The sequence below is a fragment of the Secundilactobacillus collinoides DSM 20515 = JCM 1123 genome (genome assembly GCF_001435975.1).
Classification (GTDB): Bacteria; Bacillota; Bacilli; order Lactobacillales; family Lactobacillaceae; genus Secundilactobacillus; species Secundilactobacillus collinoides.
Genome location: NZ_AYYR01000032.1, coordinates 25,896 through 43,526, shown reverse-complemented (window position 1 = coordinate 43,526; position 17,631 = coordinate 25,896). Strand labels below are relative to the sequence as shown.

Below are 17,631 nucleotides of genomic sequence, written 5' to 3'. Positions count from 1 at the left end.
TTACCAGCCTCCCGTCAACGCTTGACCCAATAAGCTGCCGATGATAACGCCGGCTCCAATGGCGCAGGCGGTCATCGTCGCATCAACCGCGCGTACCATGCCGGAAATGGTGTGGCGCCCAATGATTTCACGCAGCGAATTAGTGACGGCCACGCCTGGTACGAGCGGCATCAAGGCACTAACGATGATGTTTTGCGCACTGGCGGCCATGCCGAATCTTTGAAGGCTGGCAGCCAGAAACCCAATTACGAGGCCGCCAATGCCCATACTAAAGTAGGGCGTTGTGATAGCGCGACCGGCCCACTGAGACGCCAGATATCCGAAAATACCAACGAAGAAGGCCAGCGTCAGGTCCTGCCAAGTTGCCTGAAACAGCAGCATGGGGGCCACTGATACCAGGCCGGCACCAAGAATCTTTTCCGGCCAATTGAAATCGATGACGGCGTGGTCGATCCGGGTGATACCGGTTTTAAGCTGTTCAAACGTAATCGCATGAGCGGTAAATTGACGAGACAGTGTATTGATCTCATCGACTTTCTGCAGATTGAAATCACCAGTCCGCACCTTCACCAGGTGGGTGGTCGGGTTATGACTGGCATCCACAAAGATTGCAGTCATTTCAGCGTGACATGAGATGTCGATGCCCGCTGCCCGGCCAATGTATTCGACGGTTGATTCGACCCGGGCAGTCTCGGCACCGCTCTCGAGGAGGATTTTACCGGCATGGCCGCAGACCTCAATAATGTCGCGTTCCGTATCAGCTTCCACAGTTGCGCCCTCTTTCGTTTTTCATTGTGATTCTTTGAAATCAGTATATGCGTTAATTTTTGATTTCGTCAACCTGTACCAAATCGTTTGGCACAAAAAAACGCATACCGCGTTTTCCGGCATGCGTTTTTAATAAGGGGCAGATAAATTAGTCAGGGTCAGCTAATGATTTGCCGCTGGTGATGTGCTTAAATCCCTTAAAGGCAGCGTCAATGGCTTTAAATTCATCATCGGTCAGATTGACGCTCATGGCCTTCGCATTGGCAGCTACTTGTTCTGGTTTCTTAGCACCGGGGATGACAACACTGATCAGCGGATTCTTGATGTACCAAGCTAGAATGGTTTGGGCAACCGTGGCATCATGCGCATCGGCAATCGGCCGAACCTTATCGATAGCAGCCAGAATGTTGCTGTAACGCGGTTCTTGGAAGTCTGCTATTTGACTGCGGATGTCGTCTTTCGGGAAATTAACATCCTTAGTGTATTTACCAGTTAATAGACCGGATGCTAATGGGAAGTAAGGCACAAAACTGATGTTGTTTTCTTTTAAATAAGGCAGCATGTCAGCCCCGTGGTCCTGGTGCAGCAGACTGAATTCATCTTCAACAACGTCTAAATAACCATCCGCGTTTGCATCTTTGATCTGGTCCAGACTAAAGTTGGAGACCCCAATGGCACGGATCTTACCCTGTTCACGCAACCGTTGAAGTGCACCAACGGCTTCTGCTTTCGGGGTATCATGATCTGGGAAGTGGATGTAATAAATATCGATGTAGTCGGTACCCAAACGTTTCAGGCTGGCTTCCACCTGTTCAGTCAAGAACTTCGGGTCGTTTTTGATGACCTGTTCGCCCGTAGAAAAATCGTGCGCACCCTTAGTTGCAATGACCAGTTTCGAACGGTCAAAGTCCTTGATGGCCTTGCCGACTAATTCTTCAGAGTGACCGAGGCCGTATACATAGGCGGTATCGAGTAACGTGATGCCATTTTCAACACCCGTTTTAACAATGTCTAACCCGGTTTCATCCTTCAGGTTAGGGAAGAGGTTATAACCGCCTACCGCGTTGGTGCCTAGCCCCAAAGCGGTTGCAGTGACGTCAGTTTTACCAATTTTTACTTGCTGTGACATGCAGATTCCTCCTTAAATTGCTGTAAACGTTTTACAGTTTCAATTATACAAAAAATGTGCTGGTGATGGTATGCTTCTGACCGTTTTATTGTGTTCTTCTCAGTTAATAGTAGTCACTACGGCCTTAAACGGGCGGTGCGTTGTCTGAATCTGACATGCCAGTTGTGATTGACGGATATAGCCTGAGTTCGGTTCTGTTGGAAGAATAAAGCATGTCACGACTAAAATAATCGGCAGCAATCGAATTTCAGTACTAGCGTATCATTGCAGAAAGTAACGGCATTATCTCACTAGTTTTCAAACAATTTGAAGAGGGTGAAAGAAGTTTCAAAAAGAATTAGCACTCTACTTGCACGAGTGCTAAAAATGTGTTACTATAATTATGTTGACGGGAATGGATAAACAATAACGGATTAAAGTCCGATATTGTCCATAATTAGTAGTAATTACTTACTATGATAACTCGCTTAACTGATAGACCAACTCAATAATATCAGGAAAGCACCGTTGACTGAAACGGTGCTTTTTCGTTGGAATTGGCACTAAAAAACACTATGGGGGTGCGTTTTTATGGCAAACATTTTCAATGATCCATTCTTTGGTAACAACATGGATGATTTATTTAATCAGGTCTCCCGGGACATGGGGAACGGCGAGACCGCCCGTTACATGGTTAACGGTCATGAGTTGACCCCGGACGAATTCGCGCAGTACCGTGCAACTGGCAAATTGCCAGACCGGGAACACGAAATTCCAGTAAACGATGAAGGTAGTGAACACGCCGTTAAAAAGGGCGGTATTTTGGAAAAACTTGGTCGTAATCTGACGCAGGAAGCCCGCGATGGTTTATTGGATCCAGTGATCGGCCGTGACAAGGAAATTCAGGAGACGGCTGAAATTTTAAGCCGGCGAATCAAGAACAACCCGATCCTCGTTGGGGATGCCGGTGTTGGGAAGACGGCGGTCGTGGAAGGCTTAGCCCAAGCAATCGTCGATGATAAAGTACCGGAATCCGTGAAGGGTAAGGAAATCTATTCGATCGATCTGTCTTCATTGGAAGCCGGTACGCAATACCGTGGTTCCTTTGAAGAAAACATTAAGAACTTGGTCAAGGAAGTTAAGGCTGCCGGCAACGTCATCCTGTTCTTTGACGAAATTCATCAGATCTTGGGCATCGGTGCAACTGGCGGTGAAGAGAGCGGCGGAAAAGGGTTGGCTGACATTATCAAGCCAGCGCTGTCACGTGGCGATATTACCGTTATCGGTGCGACTACCCAGGATGAATACCGAAACACGATCTTAAAGGATACCGCGTTGGCACGTCGGTTTAACGATGTGGTCATCAACGAACCATCGGCTGACGATACCTTCAAAATCCTGCAGGGCATCAAAGGCTTGTACGAGAAGCACCATCACGTTACTTTACCAGATGATGTGTTGAAAGCCGCCGTGGATTATTCGATCCAGTACATGCCGCAGCGGACATTGCCGGACAAGGCTATCGACCTGATCGACATGACTGCGGCTCACTTGGCAGCCGGCAATGCTGAACCGGATAGTGATGATTTGAAGGCACAACTCAAGAAAGCGGAGACTGATAAAGAAGCCGCTGCAAAGAGTGAAGACTATGAGAAGGCAGCCGCAGCCAAGAAGCAAGTGGATCAATTAACGGCCCAACTCAAAAACGCCGATGCTGAAACGACTGAGAAGGTTGTCGCCACACCGAACGACATCGCGGAATCCGTTGAACGTTTGACGGGGATTCCGGTTGCCAAGATGGGCAGCAACGATGTTGAACGGTTAAAGGGTATCGCTGACCGGCTCAAGGGCAAGGTTATCGGCCAGGATGAGGCCGTGAATATGGTCGCACGAGCAATCCGTCGGAACCGGGCTGGGTTTGACGAAGGTAACCGGCCAATCGGCAGTTTCCTGTTTGTCGGGCCAACCGGGGTCGGTAAAACGGAACTCGCAAAGCAGCTGGCAGTTGACCTGTTTGGCAACAAGGACACCATCATCCGTCTCGACATGAGTGAATACAGCGACCGGACAGCCGTTTCTAAGCTGATTGGGACCTCCGCTGGTTACGTCGGCTATGAGGATAACGGCAACACGCTGACTGAACAAGTCCGTCGGAATCCTTACTCAATTGTGCTGCTGGATGAAATTGAAAAGGCGGATCCGCAAGTCTTGACGCTGTTGCTGCAAGTCATGGACGACGGTCGTTTAACTGATGGCCAAGGCAACGTCGTGAACTTTAAGAACACGATCATCATCGCTACTTCCAACGCCGGTTTTGGCAACGAGGCCCTCACCGGCAACAAGGACGATGACCAGACGTTAGCCGACAAGCTGGCACCTTACTTCAGACCAGAATTTCTGAACCGGTTCAACGGTATCGTGGAATTCAGCCACCTGACTAAGGATGGCCTCAGCCAAATCGTTGATCTGATGCTCAGTGACGTCAATGACACCCTTGCTAAGAAGGCCATTACGCTTACTGTGACTGACGACGCAAAGGACTGGTTAATGGAACAGGGTTACGATGAAGCCATGGGCGCACGTCCGCTTCGTCGGGTGATCGAACAAGAAATTCGGGACAAGGTCACGGACTTCTACCTGGATCACATGGATGCAAAACAACTCAAAGCTGATTTGGTCGATGGCAGCATCACGATTTCCAGCTTGGATGGGGTGACGGCCTAATGGTTAGGCTGTGACAAAGGCTCCCGCAATCTATGAGTGGATTGCGGGAGCCTTTTTGTGTTGTCAGTGATGGGCTTCAACCTGTGTTTTGTACTTTTGATAGTAGCCATAGTTGCCAAAACGATACGGGTTATTTGGTGTTTTCAGCATGGCTTCTGGCAATTGAACGATGGCGAGACTTAACAAAATAAGCACGCCAACACCTTGAAACCAAGCTTTGATACCGGGTCGGTGGCGATTGAAATACACGGTCAGCCCAATAGCAAGCGGCAGCCAGCACAGAAGCGCAGTGATCATACCGGGCGCGTAGTAGGTGATCTGACCATATTTCCCGTAGGCGTTTAGTGATTGCAAACACAGAAAATTATGAATGATGAATTCGAAGTAACCAAACAGCAAAGTTGCGATTCCTAATCTCACACCATAATGGTTGGTTTCAGTCGCGATGAACCACACCAGCCCACCGAGAAAATTCGTCAACATGTCCGTTAGTTCACTCATGGGGTAGAGGTCAGGATAGGTCGATCCAAGATTGTAAATCACGTGGAAGCCGCCGGGGATGACCCACTCTTCCCAGACGTGGAGCGTAAGCACAATAACCGTGAGCGCACCGAATTTAGTGAGGGTGCTCCAGTCTTTCTAGTGCAGGATGAGTTGAACCGTTAAAATGATGCTCATGAGAACCATGCAGTACAGCCATCCCCACTTTACAAACCATAACCATGCAGTTACAGAAAATACCTTCTTTCTTAACGATGATGGGTAGCGTCAGTTGGGCTTGTCTTCGCCTGTTAATTGCGATACTTTGCGTACAATTCTGGCAGAATGCTGGCTAGGTTATGGTACTCTGCGGCATCGTGCTGGGCCATGTTGTGGGCTAATTCAAGTGCGGTGGTATGTTCAGACCTAGTGACGAACCTGCGGCCAGGTTTGGTTGAAACTAACTTACTCAAGGTTTTGTGACCAGTAATTTGAAGATCACCCATCATCCAAAATCGACTGCGCATCTCGACACCGCCGGACGTGTTGCGAATAAAATGCACCATTTTCGTATGCATGAGGTTTGGGCTGACATTGCCCACATCACCGCAAATAATTGTTGGGACACCGGAAGCAGTCATTCGGCGGGTATCAAAACCCATATGCTCAGGGGTGACAAAATGAATTTCAAGTTGTTCGATACTGCCGCCGACATCTTCAACGGGGTATTGGCTCATCTCTTGATAACGATCCTGATAGGACAAAGTGGTGTCTGCAAGCCGATCAGGGTCATCGGCACTGATACCGAAATGCGCACTGGGAAACCAGATTTTGTAGCGGATGGCCTCGAGCGGATGCCAGGCAAACCACCAGTCGAGCATCTCACCTGTAACGCCCGGCATATCAATGAGACTAGCTGCGTAACAGGAACCGTCGTTAAAAACACCGTAGCTGTTTTCATCTGGCAGGTAGCCGGGGTCAAAAAGTCGGTTAATGTCGGTGAACGGCATCATTTTTGATGCGTTGATCGGCCCCTGATTGAGGCCCTGAAGCACTCGACCAGGGACAGGCGCCATTGGTGCGTGGTAATAAGCGGCCAGCGCACTTGCCTGCTCCGACGCTGTTAAAGTATTTTGGACAATTGTCCCATTTGCAAGTTGAAAAGTTTTTGGTCGCATATCGGTCTCCTTAATTGAACTTTTTGTATGATTATGATTGAATTGTAACAACTAAGCAGCGCTAAAAACAGATACAGTATTTCAATATGTGTCCAGATAGGAGAAACTATGGCAAATAAACGTAAAACACAGACGATGAACAAGTTGAATGCCGCATTCGTAACCCTACTCAGTCAAGAATCCTTTGAAACGATGACCGTCAAAGAATTGATTGACGAGGCCGGTATTAGTCGGGCGACCTTCTACGCACACTTTGACGATAAGTATGATTTTATTCATCGGATGGAAACTGATCTGCTTACTACGTTAAAAACGATGATGCTGGATGAACCGTATGAACTAAAGGATGGCAGTGCCATAGTGACCAATGAGGCAGTGAAACGCGTGTTGACCTTCATCCAAGCTCATATGGCCATTGTTCGAACCTTGATGTCCCCCAATGGCGACGCCCGGTTTTTTGAGAACGTCAAAAAGACCGCCTACGCAATCTTAGTGGATTTTGCGCGGGGGCATCGAGAAAATGCGTTGCCACTTGATAAATTGCCGAGTAAGTACGTTCAAAACGTGTTTGTCGGTAATGTGTTTACGATTATTCAAACATGGATCAATGAGGATTCAGAGCGCGACGTTGACACCATTTTCAGCTACATTCAATATGCCCAGAGCACGGCCCCGGTAGCGCTGTTGAACATCAGCCCAAAAGACTTAGGCTGGTCAAAGTAACGCCCAGGTCTCACGAAACAGTGTGTTGAGCCACTTACTTGCGGAATACCCTAGGACTCGGTATGCTTTAGTCACGATTAAAAGCGCTTACATGAAGAAGGAGGTACCATCATGAAAGTTGTAGTCATTGGCGGTGTTGCAGGCGGCCCATCGTTTGCGACGCGCTTGCGCCGGTTGAATGAGGACATGGACATTGTGATGTTTGAACGGGGTGACCACATTTCCTATGCCAGTTGCGCGTTACCGTACTATCTTGGCGGCGTGTTACCGGGTCGGGATGTTCTGATTGAACGGACACCGGAGATCTTAAAGCAGAAAAACAACATCGATGTGCGAATTCACGAAGAGGTCACGCAAATTGATCCGGAGGCTCAGACACTAACGGTAAACAAACTTGAAACGGGTGAGACCTACACCGAGACATACGATAAACTCATTTTGGCGACTGGTGCGCGTCCTGTGTTACCACCAATCACCGGCTTGAATGATGCTAAGAACGTCTTCACGCTGCGAAACGTGACGGATGCGGACCACATCAAGGCATTTATCGATAAAACTCAGCCGAAGAAGGCCACCATCGTGGGTGCCAGCGCAGCGGGGATCGAAATTGCCGAAAACTTCCAGCGGCTCGGTATGCAGATTACCCTGGTCGACCAAGCTGACCGGGTGATGATGCCCTACGACACTGAAATTACAGACATTGTGGCCCAACATCTGCGCGACCACGACGTTGACTTGCATCTGAATGAGACCGTGGCGCGCGTAGCGGACGGTGGGCAGACGGTCGTTTTGGCTGACGGGACGCAAATCGATACGGATATTTTAATGATCGTTACCGGGGTCACACCCAATAATGAGGTTGCCAAGGCTGCCGGTGTGGCGCTAGCGGATGACGGCCACATTACTGTTGACGACCAAATGAAGACGAACGTGCCAAACATTTACGCCATTGGTGACGTGGTGGAAACCACCAGCCTCATTACCGGCTTGCCGATTCAAAGTGTCCTTTCCAGTGCTGCCAACCGGCAGGGGCACTTGTTGGCTGACATCATTAACGGTGCCGACATGACGTATCCCGGCTTCATCGGCGTGAGTGTGGCCAAGCTGTTTGACCTGACCGCTAGCTGTGTCGGCTATACTGAGATGGCGCTGCAGGCCGTTGGCATCACCGATTACGAAACGATTTTTGTGACACCGTTTGACCACGCGTCCTTCTATCCGGATGCGCATCGGTTGAACATTAAATTAATTTTCATTCCGTCGACCGGTCAAATTCTGGGTGGCGAATTCCTCGGCGAACGGGGCGTTGATAAACGGTCTGGCGAGTTATCGGCCGCTATTGCGGGCGGTTTGGGAATCAATGATCTGCCAAATCTGGAGTTACCATACTCACCGCCATATTCATCCACGCGAGATCCGCTCAACGTCGCCGGGTACGTGGCCATCAACCAGCGGAATCAAGCGTTGAACACGGTTAAAATCACTGAACTGAGTGACGCGACGAAGAATGACGCCCAATTTTTGGATATTCGCGAAGCCGGAAAACCGGCCAGCGGCAACATCAAAGCTGATTTAGAAATCCCACTGAGTATTCTTCGGGATGAACTTGACCAGCTGGATGTGTCAAAGCCGGTTTACATTTTGGCACGCAAGGGGTTAGGCCCTTACAATGCTTCGCGGATCCTTGCTGGTAAGGGATTTGATGTCAAGATTGTCGCGGAGTAGCGCGTGGCACAGAGCACTTTGACACGACAACCCAATCCCGTGATCGGTTTAATTTCACCACCTGAAGCGTGCTGTATCGATGTTAATTTTTGAACGAATAACAACACCTCTTAACTATTAATAAAAAAGCTTCAGACCAAGGCGGCCTGAAGCTTTTTTTGACTACGATTACAGATGATCAATAAACTGCTGGAAGACTTGAAGCATGTGGCCAACGCTTCCCGGTTCAGCTTCCAACAGGCTAAACAGGAGCGCTAATAAAAACAGACCAATTATCATCACGAGGTGGACTTTTCGTTGCCGGTTGACCACCGCAATGTACTCACGCATCACCGCGTTTGGCAGGAAGAATCGGGCTGTTCGTGAACCGAGGCCGCTGGCTTTTAGTCCGACTGTCTTTGCAAACATTGCTGCTCGGAAGGTGTGGTAGTTGTTGGTCACGAATATCGTTTTAGGTTTGTCGATTTTTAAACTGTCGATGATTCTTTTTGAATATTGCATGTTTTGCAGGGTTGTTTTTGACTCAGCTTCAGCAATGGCATCGTTTGGGTTAGCACCATGGGCCACCGCGTATTTGCGCATGGCCTCACCCTCGGGCACGGTTTCATCGCCACCCTGGCCGCCAGACAGAATCATTTTGGCACGCTTGTTTTTCTTCTTGAGTTGTTTTTGATAGAATTTGATTCCGCGGTCGATTCGTTGACTTAGAAGCGGTGTAACTTGGTCGCCGTTCATAAGGCCGGCTCCCAGCACGATGATGAAATCCTTGTTATATCGCGGCCAATAGAACTGGTACAGCACCAGCACGGTCAGGTAATTGTAGAACCAGAACGCCGCGTATGCGATGCAGAGTACTGGAAATGTAATCAGTAAGTTTGACCAAAAAAGCGGCAAGTGGTGGACGATGAGTCGTTCTGCGAAGGGCATGAGTAAAATGATGATGCCCAGGTAAAGCGTCAGCATGTTCGCCGGTGAATGACTCTCCCGCCGCCAAACAATTGCCGCGTTCCAGAGCAATAGAAAAGCTTGCAACGCAAATGCGATACCAATGCAGAACAGAAAGAAGATGAACAGCAGCCCAATCGGATAGATGAGTTTGTCATTGTTCGTCGCAATGATGGTCAGCCCAAGGTCGATCCAGAATGAATAAAAGAAGATACTGAACCAGATGCCGTTGCGCAGTTTGGTTCGGTCACGCAGGTAGCCGAAAAGAAAGATAACTAGCCAGATCAGACAAAACAGCCAGCCGAACTTTAAATAGCCAATGTAGTTTGGTGCCATGGTATACCCCCTAGATGGTCTCCATTTGATTATAGCCCACTCTTAGAAAAAAGGTGAAATTCTCAAATCGTGGGGTGATTTAGCGTATAATAATTGACGAGTTAACAAGTTAAAAAATCGAGGATGATCATGGAAAATCGAGACTTTTACGACGATATTGTGGACAAACGCACGATTTCTGATTCAATGAAATTGCGGGAAGGCTTCTCCATCCGTTTTCGTACCGCCATGGATTTTGTTGTGGATAAATTACAGTTTCTCAGTCATGAATTTGAACTAGAAAACAATTATGCGCTGATTGACAGCATTCAGCACCGAATCAAATCACCGGACAGTATTTTGGAAAAGGTCGACCGTAAACACCTGCCAAAAACCCGCCAAACACTGTTTACGGGTCTGCACGACATTGCTGGTGTGCGAGTCATTACGCGGTTTATCAGCGATGTGTACACGTTGGAAGATATGCTGTTGGACCAACCAGATGTGCGCGTTGTTCAGCGAAAAGACTACATTGCTCACCCCAAAACCAATGGCTACCGCAGCCTGCACATCATCGTGTCTGTGCCGATCTACTTTAGCAGTGGGACGGAAAACATTGATGTGGAAATTCAGATTCGCACCATTGCGATGAATTTCTGGGCTTCAGTGGAACATGAGTTGAACTACAAGAAGGACATTCCAAATAAGGATGCCATTCGCGCGGATTTGGCGAAAACGGCGCAGGATATTACCCGATTGGATAACAAAATGGATTCACTGCGAGAGGATATTTGGCAGCAGACGGATCAGGATTCAAATGAAGGGAACCAGAAAAAAGCACAAACAAAATAAGAATGAGACAAAATTTAGTTTCTTTCCAGACAAAAGCGCTCCTAGTTGAAAATCCAACTCGGATTTTCAACTAGGAGCGCTTGTATTCATAGCGAGCGTTCAGACCAGATATCCAGAACACGCTAAAAGAATCATTTTATGGCGTGTAGGGACTTTTGATCCAGCGTCATTTTTAATTAGTCGCTTAAGTTGATCCGTTTGCTGATTGGGTAAATGATAAAGCCGCCAACGGCCATCGACAACAGTTCACCCAGGCCAATGGTCAGCCAGCTCATCCAGAACGGAATCTTTGAGACCCAGTAGAGTTCGCCAGCGATACTGAACATCGAAATCGCCACGATGATGGCGGTGATGACGAACTTAACGCGCATGTCCTTGATTTTAGCGGTTACGAACCGAACGAAAATCAAAACCAGCAACGTTGACAGACTGCCAATCGGCACGTCAAACGCCCAGGTCGGTGACGCAAAGTTCGCTAAAAAAACACCTAGTGTGACACCCCAGATATAGCGCTTGTTGTACAGGGCCAGATAGTTAAACATTTCTGCAAATCGAAGCTGAACAGCTCCGAAACTAATTGGCGCGAGGACCAGTGTGATGACAACGTAGAGGGCTGCCACGACGGCTGTTTTCGCAATGCTTTGGGTCGACAAACTAGATGTATTGGTGGAATTTTTCATAGTGATCTCCTTTGTAGCCGCGAGGGGCTAGTCATAACTACGACCAAAGGAAAATGAAGTGTCGTAGTGGCATCGGTCAGATTTGACGCCATTTAAATGAATTTTATCCGTGTTCTAGTGTGCAACACTTTGACAAACTTGGCAAGGCTGGATTTGAAAAAAACTACTTTGCTAGCCAGCCGCCGTCGATCGGGATGGTCACCCCATGAATGTAGTCAGCTTTCGAACTGGCGACAAACAACGTTAAATCAGCTACTTCCTCGGCCGTTGCCCAACGTTTGGCCGGCGTTTCCGAAGCAACCCACTTAGCCATGTGACCGTCACCCGCAAAATCGGCAGCGTTCATCGGCGTGTTGATGGCACCCGGTGCCAAGCAATTGGCACGAATACCCTGGTCGGCGTAATCGATATCGAGCTGTTTGGTCATACCAATGATTGCGTGCTTGGCCGCGGTGTAGGCAATGCCGCCACCACCGGCAACGAGGCCGGCAATTGACGCCATGTTGACAAAAACACCGTGGTGCTGAGCCAGCATTTGGGGCAGCACTGCCTTGACCATCAGAAATTGACTGTTGAGATCGACGTTTAAAATATGCTGCCAGTCAGCAAAACTAGTGTCCATTGCGGGCTTGTACGCATCAAGCACGCCAGCGGTATTACAAACAATATCCAGATGGTCACTGACCTTGTTAACGCGGGTCAGCGTCTGGGTGCTGGTCGCCTGGTTGCTGACGTCACCGACCAGCGTGTGCAGCGACGCAGAATTGCATTTTTCGGCGAGCTGCTGCAACCCATCCGCATTGTTGTCCACGGCAACCACGGTGGCCCCGGCAGCAATGAATTTTTCAGCCTGAGCAGCACCGATTCCGGATGCCGCGCCAGTCACAACGACCGTTTGATTCTGAAATGCATCGGTCATTAGTCCGCCACAAGTTCCCAGTCGTCAGCCAGAATGTCGCAGTCTGTCGGTGACCACATGCTGAAGGCTTCATCTTCGGTCTTGATCAGAAAATAGGGGTTCAATTGGTCACCGTCAAATGTGCCCATTGGCTGAAGCTGGACGTAAAGTTCAGTCCCTTCCCAACCAGTTCGAACGACGTGGTCGCCTTTTTTGAGATAGGGTAAAATTGCTTCGAATGTCATGTTGTGTTCCTCCTGAAATTTGGTTTACTTAAAAGTTTAACATAGGAAAGGGGTGCTGTCAGTTGTGGCTATCGACAGGAATACCTATCTGCTTTCGGGTGAAAAACTGGAGTGTTGTTTCAAAGCAAGAATCGCCACACAATATTAAAAGCGGGTAAATCATTCTGTGGTAAACTTTAAACAGACGGATACGTTTAATTTTTCAAGTGAAATGAATCACAAAAATGGAGGCCATCCTATGGAAATCAATGAACTCAACCCAGATATCACCAGCGTCGCACCATCAGCACTCAGAGCGTTTGACCACAAGATCAGTCAGGACCCGAACATCGTCAAATTAACCTTAGGCGAGCCCGACTTTAACGTACCAGAACATATTAAACTCGCTGCCATCAAGGCAATTACTGACGATAAATCACATTATCCTTATTATTGGGGGATTCAGGAATTGCGTGACGCGGCGTCTGAATACTATCGTGAAAAGTTTGGGTACAACTACACGGCCGACCAAATTGTCTGTTCAGTTGGGGCGACGGAGGGCTTAGCAGCCACCTTCAAAACGCTGTTCAAACCTGGGGAAGGGGTGATCATTCCGGCACCAGCCTATCCTGTATACAAAGCTCTAGCCGGGGTGAACCATTTAAAGGCAATCATGGTGGATACCAGTACTTCCGACTTTGTGCTGACACCTGAACAAGTTCAGGCGGCAATTGATGCTAACCCGGAGACGCCGATTAAGGGTGTCGTGATTACAGATCCATGCAACCCGACTGGTGTGATCTACACGGAAGACCAGTTGCACGCGTTAGTTGATGTGTTGCGTGACAACAAGATATGGGTCATCAGTGATGAAATTTATGGTGAATTACTATATGGTGGCGCAAAACACTATAGTTTATCCGCTTGGTTACCAGACCAAACGATTATCGTAAACGGCTTGTCGAAATCCCACGCAATGACGGGCTGGCGCATTGGTTTCGTATTCGGGCCGACCGGGATCATCGACGAAATTGCAAAAGCCCACCAGTTTCAGGTGACGACGCCAACGTCAATCGTGCAGTACGCGTCAGTTTAAGCGCTGACCCACGGCCAGGCTGATGCCGAGAAGATGCGGGTCATCTATGAAAAACGGTGTACTTATTTGGCAGCAGAATTACAGAAGCTCGGGTTTGAAATGGTTAAGCCTGGCGGGGCCTTCTACATTTTCGCCAAGATTCCCGAAATCTGTCATCAGACAAGTGTTGAATTCGCGGATGAACTGGCTGCAAAATACCACGTTGGCGTAATGCCAGGGAAACCGTTTGGCGATGACCGGTATATCCGCATCAGCTACGCGTCAAGTATGGACAATATTAAAGCGGCTGTTTCTGGTATGGCGGAGTTGCTGCAAAGCAAGAAGTGACCATCGCGTGCCGAAATGTTAGTCAGTAATTTAGAACAAAACAGCATTTTTCCGTAGTTATAGTATGTACGGGTGAATTTTTAAACAAACTGGCCTTAACAGGCGGCTAATTTGTAAAAATTCCAAAGAATAACGCATTCTTAACCGAAAATACGTATCAGACCTGTTAAAATAGATATATCAAATCCAATTAAACGGGGGAATACTGAAATGATAGCTTGGATAATTGCAATTGTGATCATTGTCTTGCTGGCAATCTTTTACGTCAGCGCCTACAACGGCTTGATCAAGGGTCGGACTTACGTTCAAGAATCGTGGAGCCAAATCGACGTTCAATTAAAGCGGCGGAATGATTTGATTCCCAACTTGATTGAAACGGTAAAGGGTTACAGTCACTACGAACAAAGCACCTTGGAAAAGGTTGTCGGCTTGCGGAACCAGTTGATGAACATGCCAGCTGGTGATCACCAAAAGATGATGGACGTTTCTGACCAACTGAGTAATTCACTGAAGAGTATCTTTGCTGTCGCAGAAGCATATCCAGATCTGAAGGCTAACGACGAATACACGAAGTTAATGGAAGAACTGACTAACACGGAGAACAAGATTGCCTACTCACGGCAACTGTATAACTCAAGCGTAGCCAGCTTTAACCTCAAGATCCAATCCTTCCCAAGCAACATTGTTGCTGGAATCCACCACTTTACGATTTCTGAGTACCTACAAGTACCTGAAGAAGAGAAGGAAGCGCCTAAGGTTTCTTTTGATAAGTAAGGTGTTTTAAGGGTGGCCAGCCTTTTACAGCGAGACTGATGCTGCCAAAAGGTGCCAATAAAATCTGATATAAACGCCCAAAATAAGTCACAAGAAAACCAAAAAGGGAGGACAAGCCATGCTATTCGAACAGATTGCGCGGAATAAACGGCGCACGATTTACGTTCTGATTGGCTTTGTGCTGCTGTTGATTGCAATCGGATTTGCCTTAGGGTACGTTTTTTATGATAACGGTGTGATTGGGATGATTGCTGCGGTTGTCGTGGCGGCGATCTACTGTGGCATTATGATCGGCAACTCAACAAATGTGGTCATGTCCATGAATCACGCGCGAGAAATCAAAAATGAGGCGGACGCACCGGAACTATGGCACGTTGTTGAAGATATGGCGTTAGTTGCCCGGGTACCAATGCCGCGGGTCTTTATTATTGATGATCCGAGTCCAAACGCGTTCGCAACGGGAAACGACCCGCAACATGCAGCCGTGGCTGCTACCAGCGGTATCCTTGATCGCCTGAACCGGGAAGAGTTGGAAGGCGTCATGGGTCATGAAATGACTCACGTGCGCAACTATGATATTCGGTTACAGACGATTGCCTTAGCGCTGTCCGCGGCCATTAGTTTGCTGGTCAACTTTGCGTCCCATTGGTTCTGGTGGGGCGGCGGTCGCCGTCGAAACAATGATAAAGAAGAGGGTAACGGCTATGTGCAACTGATCATGATGGTCGTTTCGATACTGTTACTGATTCTTGGCCCGCTGGCTGCCACCATTGCGCAGATGGCGCTGTCGCGTAACCGAGAATACTTGGCCGATGCGGGCAGCGTTGAACTGACGCGGAATCCGCAGGGGCTGATTTCAGCTTTAGAAAAGATATCGGATAGCAAACCGATGAAGGAAGCCGATCCAAGCAGCGCAGCACTTTATATTTCAGATCCGTTCAAAAAGAAGCGGTCGATGTCGCACCTTTTTGATACGCACCCGCCGATGGCAGAACGGATCGCACGACTAGAGAAAATGTAATTTATGAATGGTAAGTGTTAAGCCGTCTTGATTTAATTAAATTCGAGACAGCACATATACTAAAATAAACGTAAAAAGGACCAGTTCGTCAGTTAATCGCGAACTGGTCCTTTTTGCTGTTTTCACCGTTTCTCAAGGTGCGTCGTCGCCAAAGCCTGCAGCAGTTCAATGGTTTTTGCAATGCGCTTATCCGAAAATTGAGACAACACTGCGTTGTAAGCAGTATCCATTTTCACGTGCATTGCATCGTGTTGCTCGGCAAGGATGCGGCCTGCATCAGTGACTTGCAAGTTATACGCTTTGTTATTGTCTGGCAAATTTACCTTGGTCAAGAGGTTGGCGGTAATTAATTGCTTGACGTAGCGCGAAACCATGCCCTGAGAAAAAGAAGCCTGTTCTGTGAGCGTTTTATACGGCAGTTCGCCCGCATCATTGACGATGCTGAGAATCTCGACCTTAGAGTGATTGAGCTTCATTTTAGTGATTTTGGCAAGTTGTTCATCACTAAATTCATGACTGGCAATTATTTCTTGGGTCAGTGAGTGTTGAAAAAGTTTCCGTTGATCATGGACGTCATCAATGGCTTCACGGAGCTGATTGAGCGTTTCTTTGTTGGTTGACATAGCTAAACTCCTTAAATATATTACTAGTAATCTATTTACATTACAGGTAATTGATGTTATGCTCATTTTATATTACTAGTAATTGAAATGCAACTTAAACGAAATCAAATTAAAAAAAGGAAGTCTTATTATGAAAGCAGCAGTTGTTACAGATTTTAACCAAGCACCACAATACCAGGATTTTGCTGACCCAGTAGTTGAACCAGGCGAGACTGAAATTACCGTTTTAGCCGCCAGTGTTAACCAAGTCGTTCGCGCCATCGCAAACGGGTCCCACTACAGCAGTGATCATCAATTACCGATGATTCCCGGGGTCGATGGTGTTGGCCGAACGAAAGATGGTCAGCTGGTCTACTTCAACGCAAATAAACCGATCTACGGCGCATTAGCTGAAAAAACAGCCATTAATTCACACTTGATGGTGCCGTTGACCGGCAACGTGGCACCGGAGATCATTGCCGCCACTGTCAATCCCGCTATGTCATCATACATGGCCATCGAAGCGCGACTGGGTGGCGACAAAATTAATGGGAAAAAGGTCGTGATCCTCGGCGTCACTGGTAATGCCGGCCGGTTAGCCGTCACCGTTGCCAAATATTTTGGTGCCGCTGAAGTGATTGGTGTTGGCCGGAATGCGGAACGGTTAGCTGAAGCGGAAAAGCTTGGCGCTACCGTGGTGAATTTGGGCAATGACGAAGACGTGGCCAAAGCATTGCCGCAATTTGCCGATGCTGACGTCGTTCTCGATTACCTCTGGGGTGATGTTACCGCCAAATTCATGGTGCCGATGCTGCGATTGCGAGAAAACCACGCTCAACCGCTAACCTGGATCGAAATTGGGTCGATTGCTGGTCAGACGTTTGCCTTGCCTGCAGCCGCCTTACGGAGCACAAATTTAACCTTGGTTGGCAGTGGTATCGGCTCAATTGATCGGCGTGACTTTTTGGGACACATGCCTGGTTTGCTGGCTTTGATCGAGGATGGGACGTTAGCCGTTGCGACTACTGTTTTCCCACTGAGCACGGTCCACGAAAACTGGCCGACGCAAACAACGAACCGGGTCGTTTTCAAGCCATAGCATCTGAAATTGCACGATTAAAGCGGGCTGCCTGTCTGGAAATTTATTCCTGATAGGCAGTTTTTTTAGTGGCTTACAAATCAATACTGAGC

The 17,631-nt window shown here is 48.1% G+C and carries 16 protein-coding genes and 1 pseudogene; 8 read left to right on the top strand and 9 right to left on the bottom strand.

From position 1 onward, the window contains the following. A complete protein-coding gene (locus FC82_RS06690; protein WP_054760942.1) occupies positions 1–768 on the bottom strand; it encodes a threonine/serine exporter family protein in 768 nt (255 codons plus the stop codon). A 148-nt stretch (positions 769–916) separates the two neighbouring features. After that, complete coding sequence (locus tag FC82_RS06685) at positions 917–1,897, bottom strand: aldo/keto reductase (RefSeq protein WP_054760940.1); 981 nt, start codon at positions 1,895–1,897, stop codon at positions 917–919. A 570-nt stretch (positions 1,898–2,467) separates the two neighbouring features. Here FC82_RS06685 and FC82_RS06680 point away from each other — a divergent pair. Beyond that, positions 2,468–4,600: an ATP-dependent Clp protease ATP-binding subunit gene (locus tag FC82_RS06680; RefSeq protein WP_056996564.1), complete on the top strand. Its 2,133-nt coding sequence runs from the start codon at positions 2,468–2,470 to the stop codon at positions 4,598–4,600. Between the two features lie 63 nt (positions 4,601–4,663). Here the strand turns inward: FC82_RS06680 and FC82_RS06675 are convergent, their stop codons facing one another. Together FC82_RS06675 and FC82_RS06670 are read right to left on the bottom strand one after the other, a co-directional pair. Beyond that, positions 4,664–5,194 (bottom strand): HXXEE domain-containing protein, encoded by a 531-nt coding sequence (locus FC82_RS06675; protein WP_161939717.1) that lies wholly within the window; start codon positions 5,192–5,194, stop codon positions 4,664–4,666. 197 nt (positions 5,195–5,391) lie between these two features. Beyond that, positions 5,392–6,258, bottom strand: a complete 867-nt coding sequence (locus tag FC82_RS06670) for a DAPG hydrolase family protein (RefSeq protein ID WP_056996563.1) — start codon at positions 6,256–6,258, stop codon at positions 5,392–5,394. 108 nt (positions 6,259–6,366) lie between these two features. Between FC82_RS06670 and FC82_RS06665 the strand changes: the two genes are divergently transcribed. Together FC82_RS06665 and FC82_RS06660 are read left to right on the top strand one after the other, a co-directional pair. Further along, on the top strand, positions 6,367–6,981 hold the full coding sequence (locus FC82_RS06665; RefSeq protein ID WP_056996562.1) for a TetR/AcrR family transcriptional regulator: 615 nt from the start codon (positions 6,367–6,369) through the stop codon (positions 6,979–6,981). Between the two features lie 111 nt (positions 6,982–7,092). Further along, positions 7,093–8,706, top strand: a complete 1,614-nt coding sequence (locus FC82_RS06660) for an FAD-dependent oxidoreductase (protein WP_056996561.1) — start codon at positions 7,093–7,095, stop codon at positions 8,704–8,706. A gap of 168 nt (positions 8,707–8,874) precedes the next feature. Here FC82_RS06660 and FC82_RS06655 read toward each other — a convergent pair whose 3' ends face one another. Next, on the bottom strand, positions 8,875–9,987 hold the full coding sequence (locus FC82_RS06655; RefSeq protein WP_082620240.1) for a YdcF family protein: 1,113 nt from the start codon (positions 9,985–9,987) through the stop codon (positions 8,875–8,877). A 129-nt stretch (positions 9,988–10,116) separates the two neighbouring features. Here FC82_RS06655 and FC82_RS06650 point away from each other — a divergent pair, with 129 nt between their 5' ends. Continuing rightward, positions 10,117–10,818: a GTP pyrophosphokinase gene (locus tag FC82_RS06650; protein ID WP_056996560.1), complete on the top strand. Its 702-nt coding sequence runs from the start codon at positions 10,117–10,119 to the stop codon at positions 10,816–10,818. Between the two features lie 176 nt (positions 10,819–10,994). Here the strand turns inward: FC82_RS06650 and FC82_RS06645 are convergent, their stop codons facing one another. From FC82_RS06645 to FC82_RS06635, 3 genes are all read right to left on the bottom strand, one after another. Then, positions 10,995–11,498, bottom strand: coding sequence for a QueT transporter family protein (locus tag FC82_RS06645; protein WP_056996559.1), 504 nt, complete (start codon positions 11,496–11,498; stop codon positions 10,995–10,997). Positions 11,499–11,661: 163 nt separating this feature from the next. Further along, positions 11,662–12,417: a 3-oxoacyl-ACP reductase gene (locus tag FC82_RS06640; RefSeq protein WP_054760928.1), complete on the bottom strand. Its 756-nt coding sequence runs from the start codon at positions 12,415–12,417 to the stop codon at positions 11,662–11,664. Then, positions 12,417–12,641 (bottom strand): DUF2829 domain-containing protein, encoded by a 225-nt coding sequence (locus FC82_RS06635; protein ID WP_054760925.1) that lies wholly within the window; start codon positions 12,639–12,641, stop codon positions 12,417–12,419. Before FC82_RS06635 ends, FC82_RS06640 begins: the two co-directional genes overlap by 1 nt. A gap of 211 nt (positions 12,642–12,852) precedes the next feature. Between FC82_RS06635 and FC82_RS06630 the strand changes: the two are divergent. The 3 genes and pseudogenes from FC82_RS06630 (at position 12,853) to htpX (ending at position 15,838) form a co-directional block, all read left to right on the top strand. Then, positions 12,853–14,043, top strand: a pseudogene (locus tag FC82_RS06630) (aminotransferase class I/II-fold pyridoxal phosphate-dependent enzyme). Positions 14,044–14,253: 210 nt separating this feature from the next. Then, positions 14,254–14,817: a LemA family protein gene (locus FC82_RS06625; protein ID WP_056996558.1), complete on the top strand. Its 564-nt coding sequence runs from the start codon at positions 14,254–14,256 to the stop codon at positions 14,815–14,817. A 118-nt stretch (positions 14,818–14,935) separates the two neighbouring features. Beyond that, positions 14,936–15,838: a zinc metalloprotease HtpX gene (gene htpX / locus FC82_RS06620; protein ID WP_056996557.1), complete on the top strand. Its 903-nt coding sequence runs from the start codon at positions 14,936–14,938 to the stop codon at positions 15,836–15,838. A gap of 122 nt (positions 15,839–15,960) precedes the next feature. Here the strand turns inward: htpX and FC82_RS06615 are convergent, their stop codons facing one another. Beyond that, positions 15,961–16,461, bottom strand: a complete 501-nt coding sequence (locus tag FC82_RS06615) for a MarR family transcriptional regulator (protein WP_056996556.1) — start codon at positions 16,459–16,461, stop codon at positions 15,961–15,963. A gap of 130 nt (positions 16,462–16,591) precedes the next feature. Between FC82_RS06615 and FC82_RS06610 the strand changes: the two genes are divergently transcribed. Next, the gene (locus tag FC82_RS06610) at positions 16,592–17,539 is read left to right on the top strand and encodes a quinone oxidoreductase family protein (protein WP_056996555.1); all 948 of its coding nucleotides are present in this window, start codon (positions 16,592–16,594) and stop codon (positions 17,537–17,539) included. The last annotated feature ends 92 nt before the right edge of the window (positions 17,540–17,631 follow it).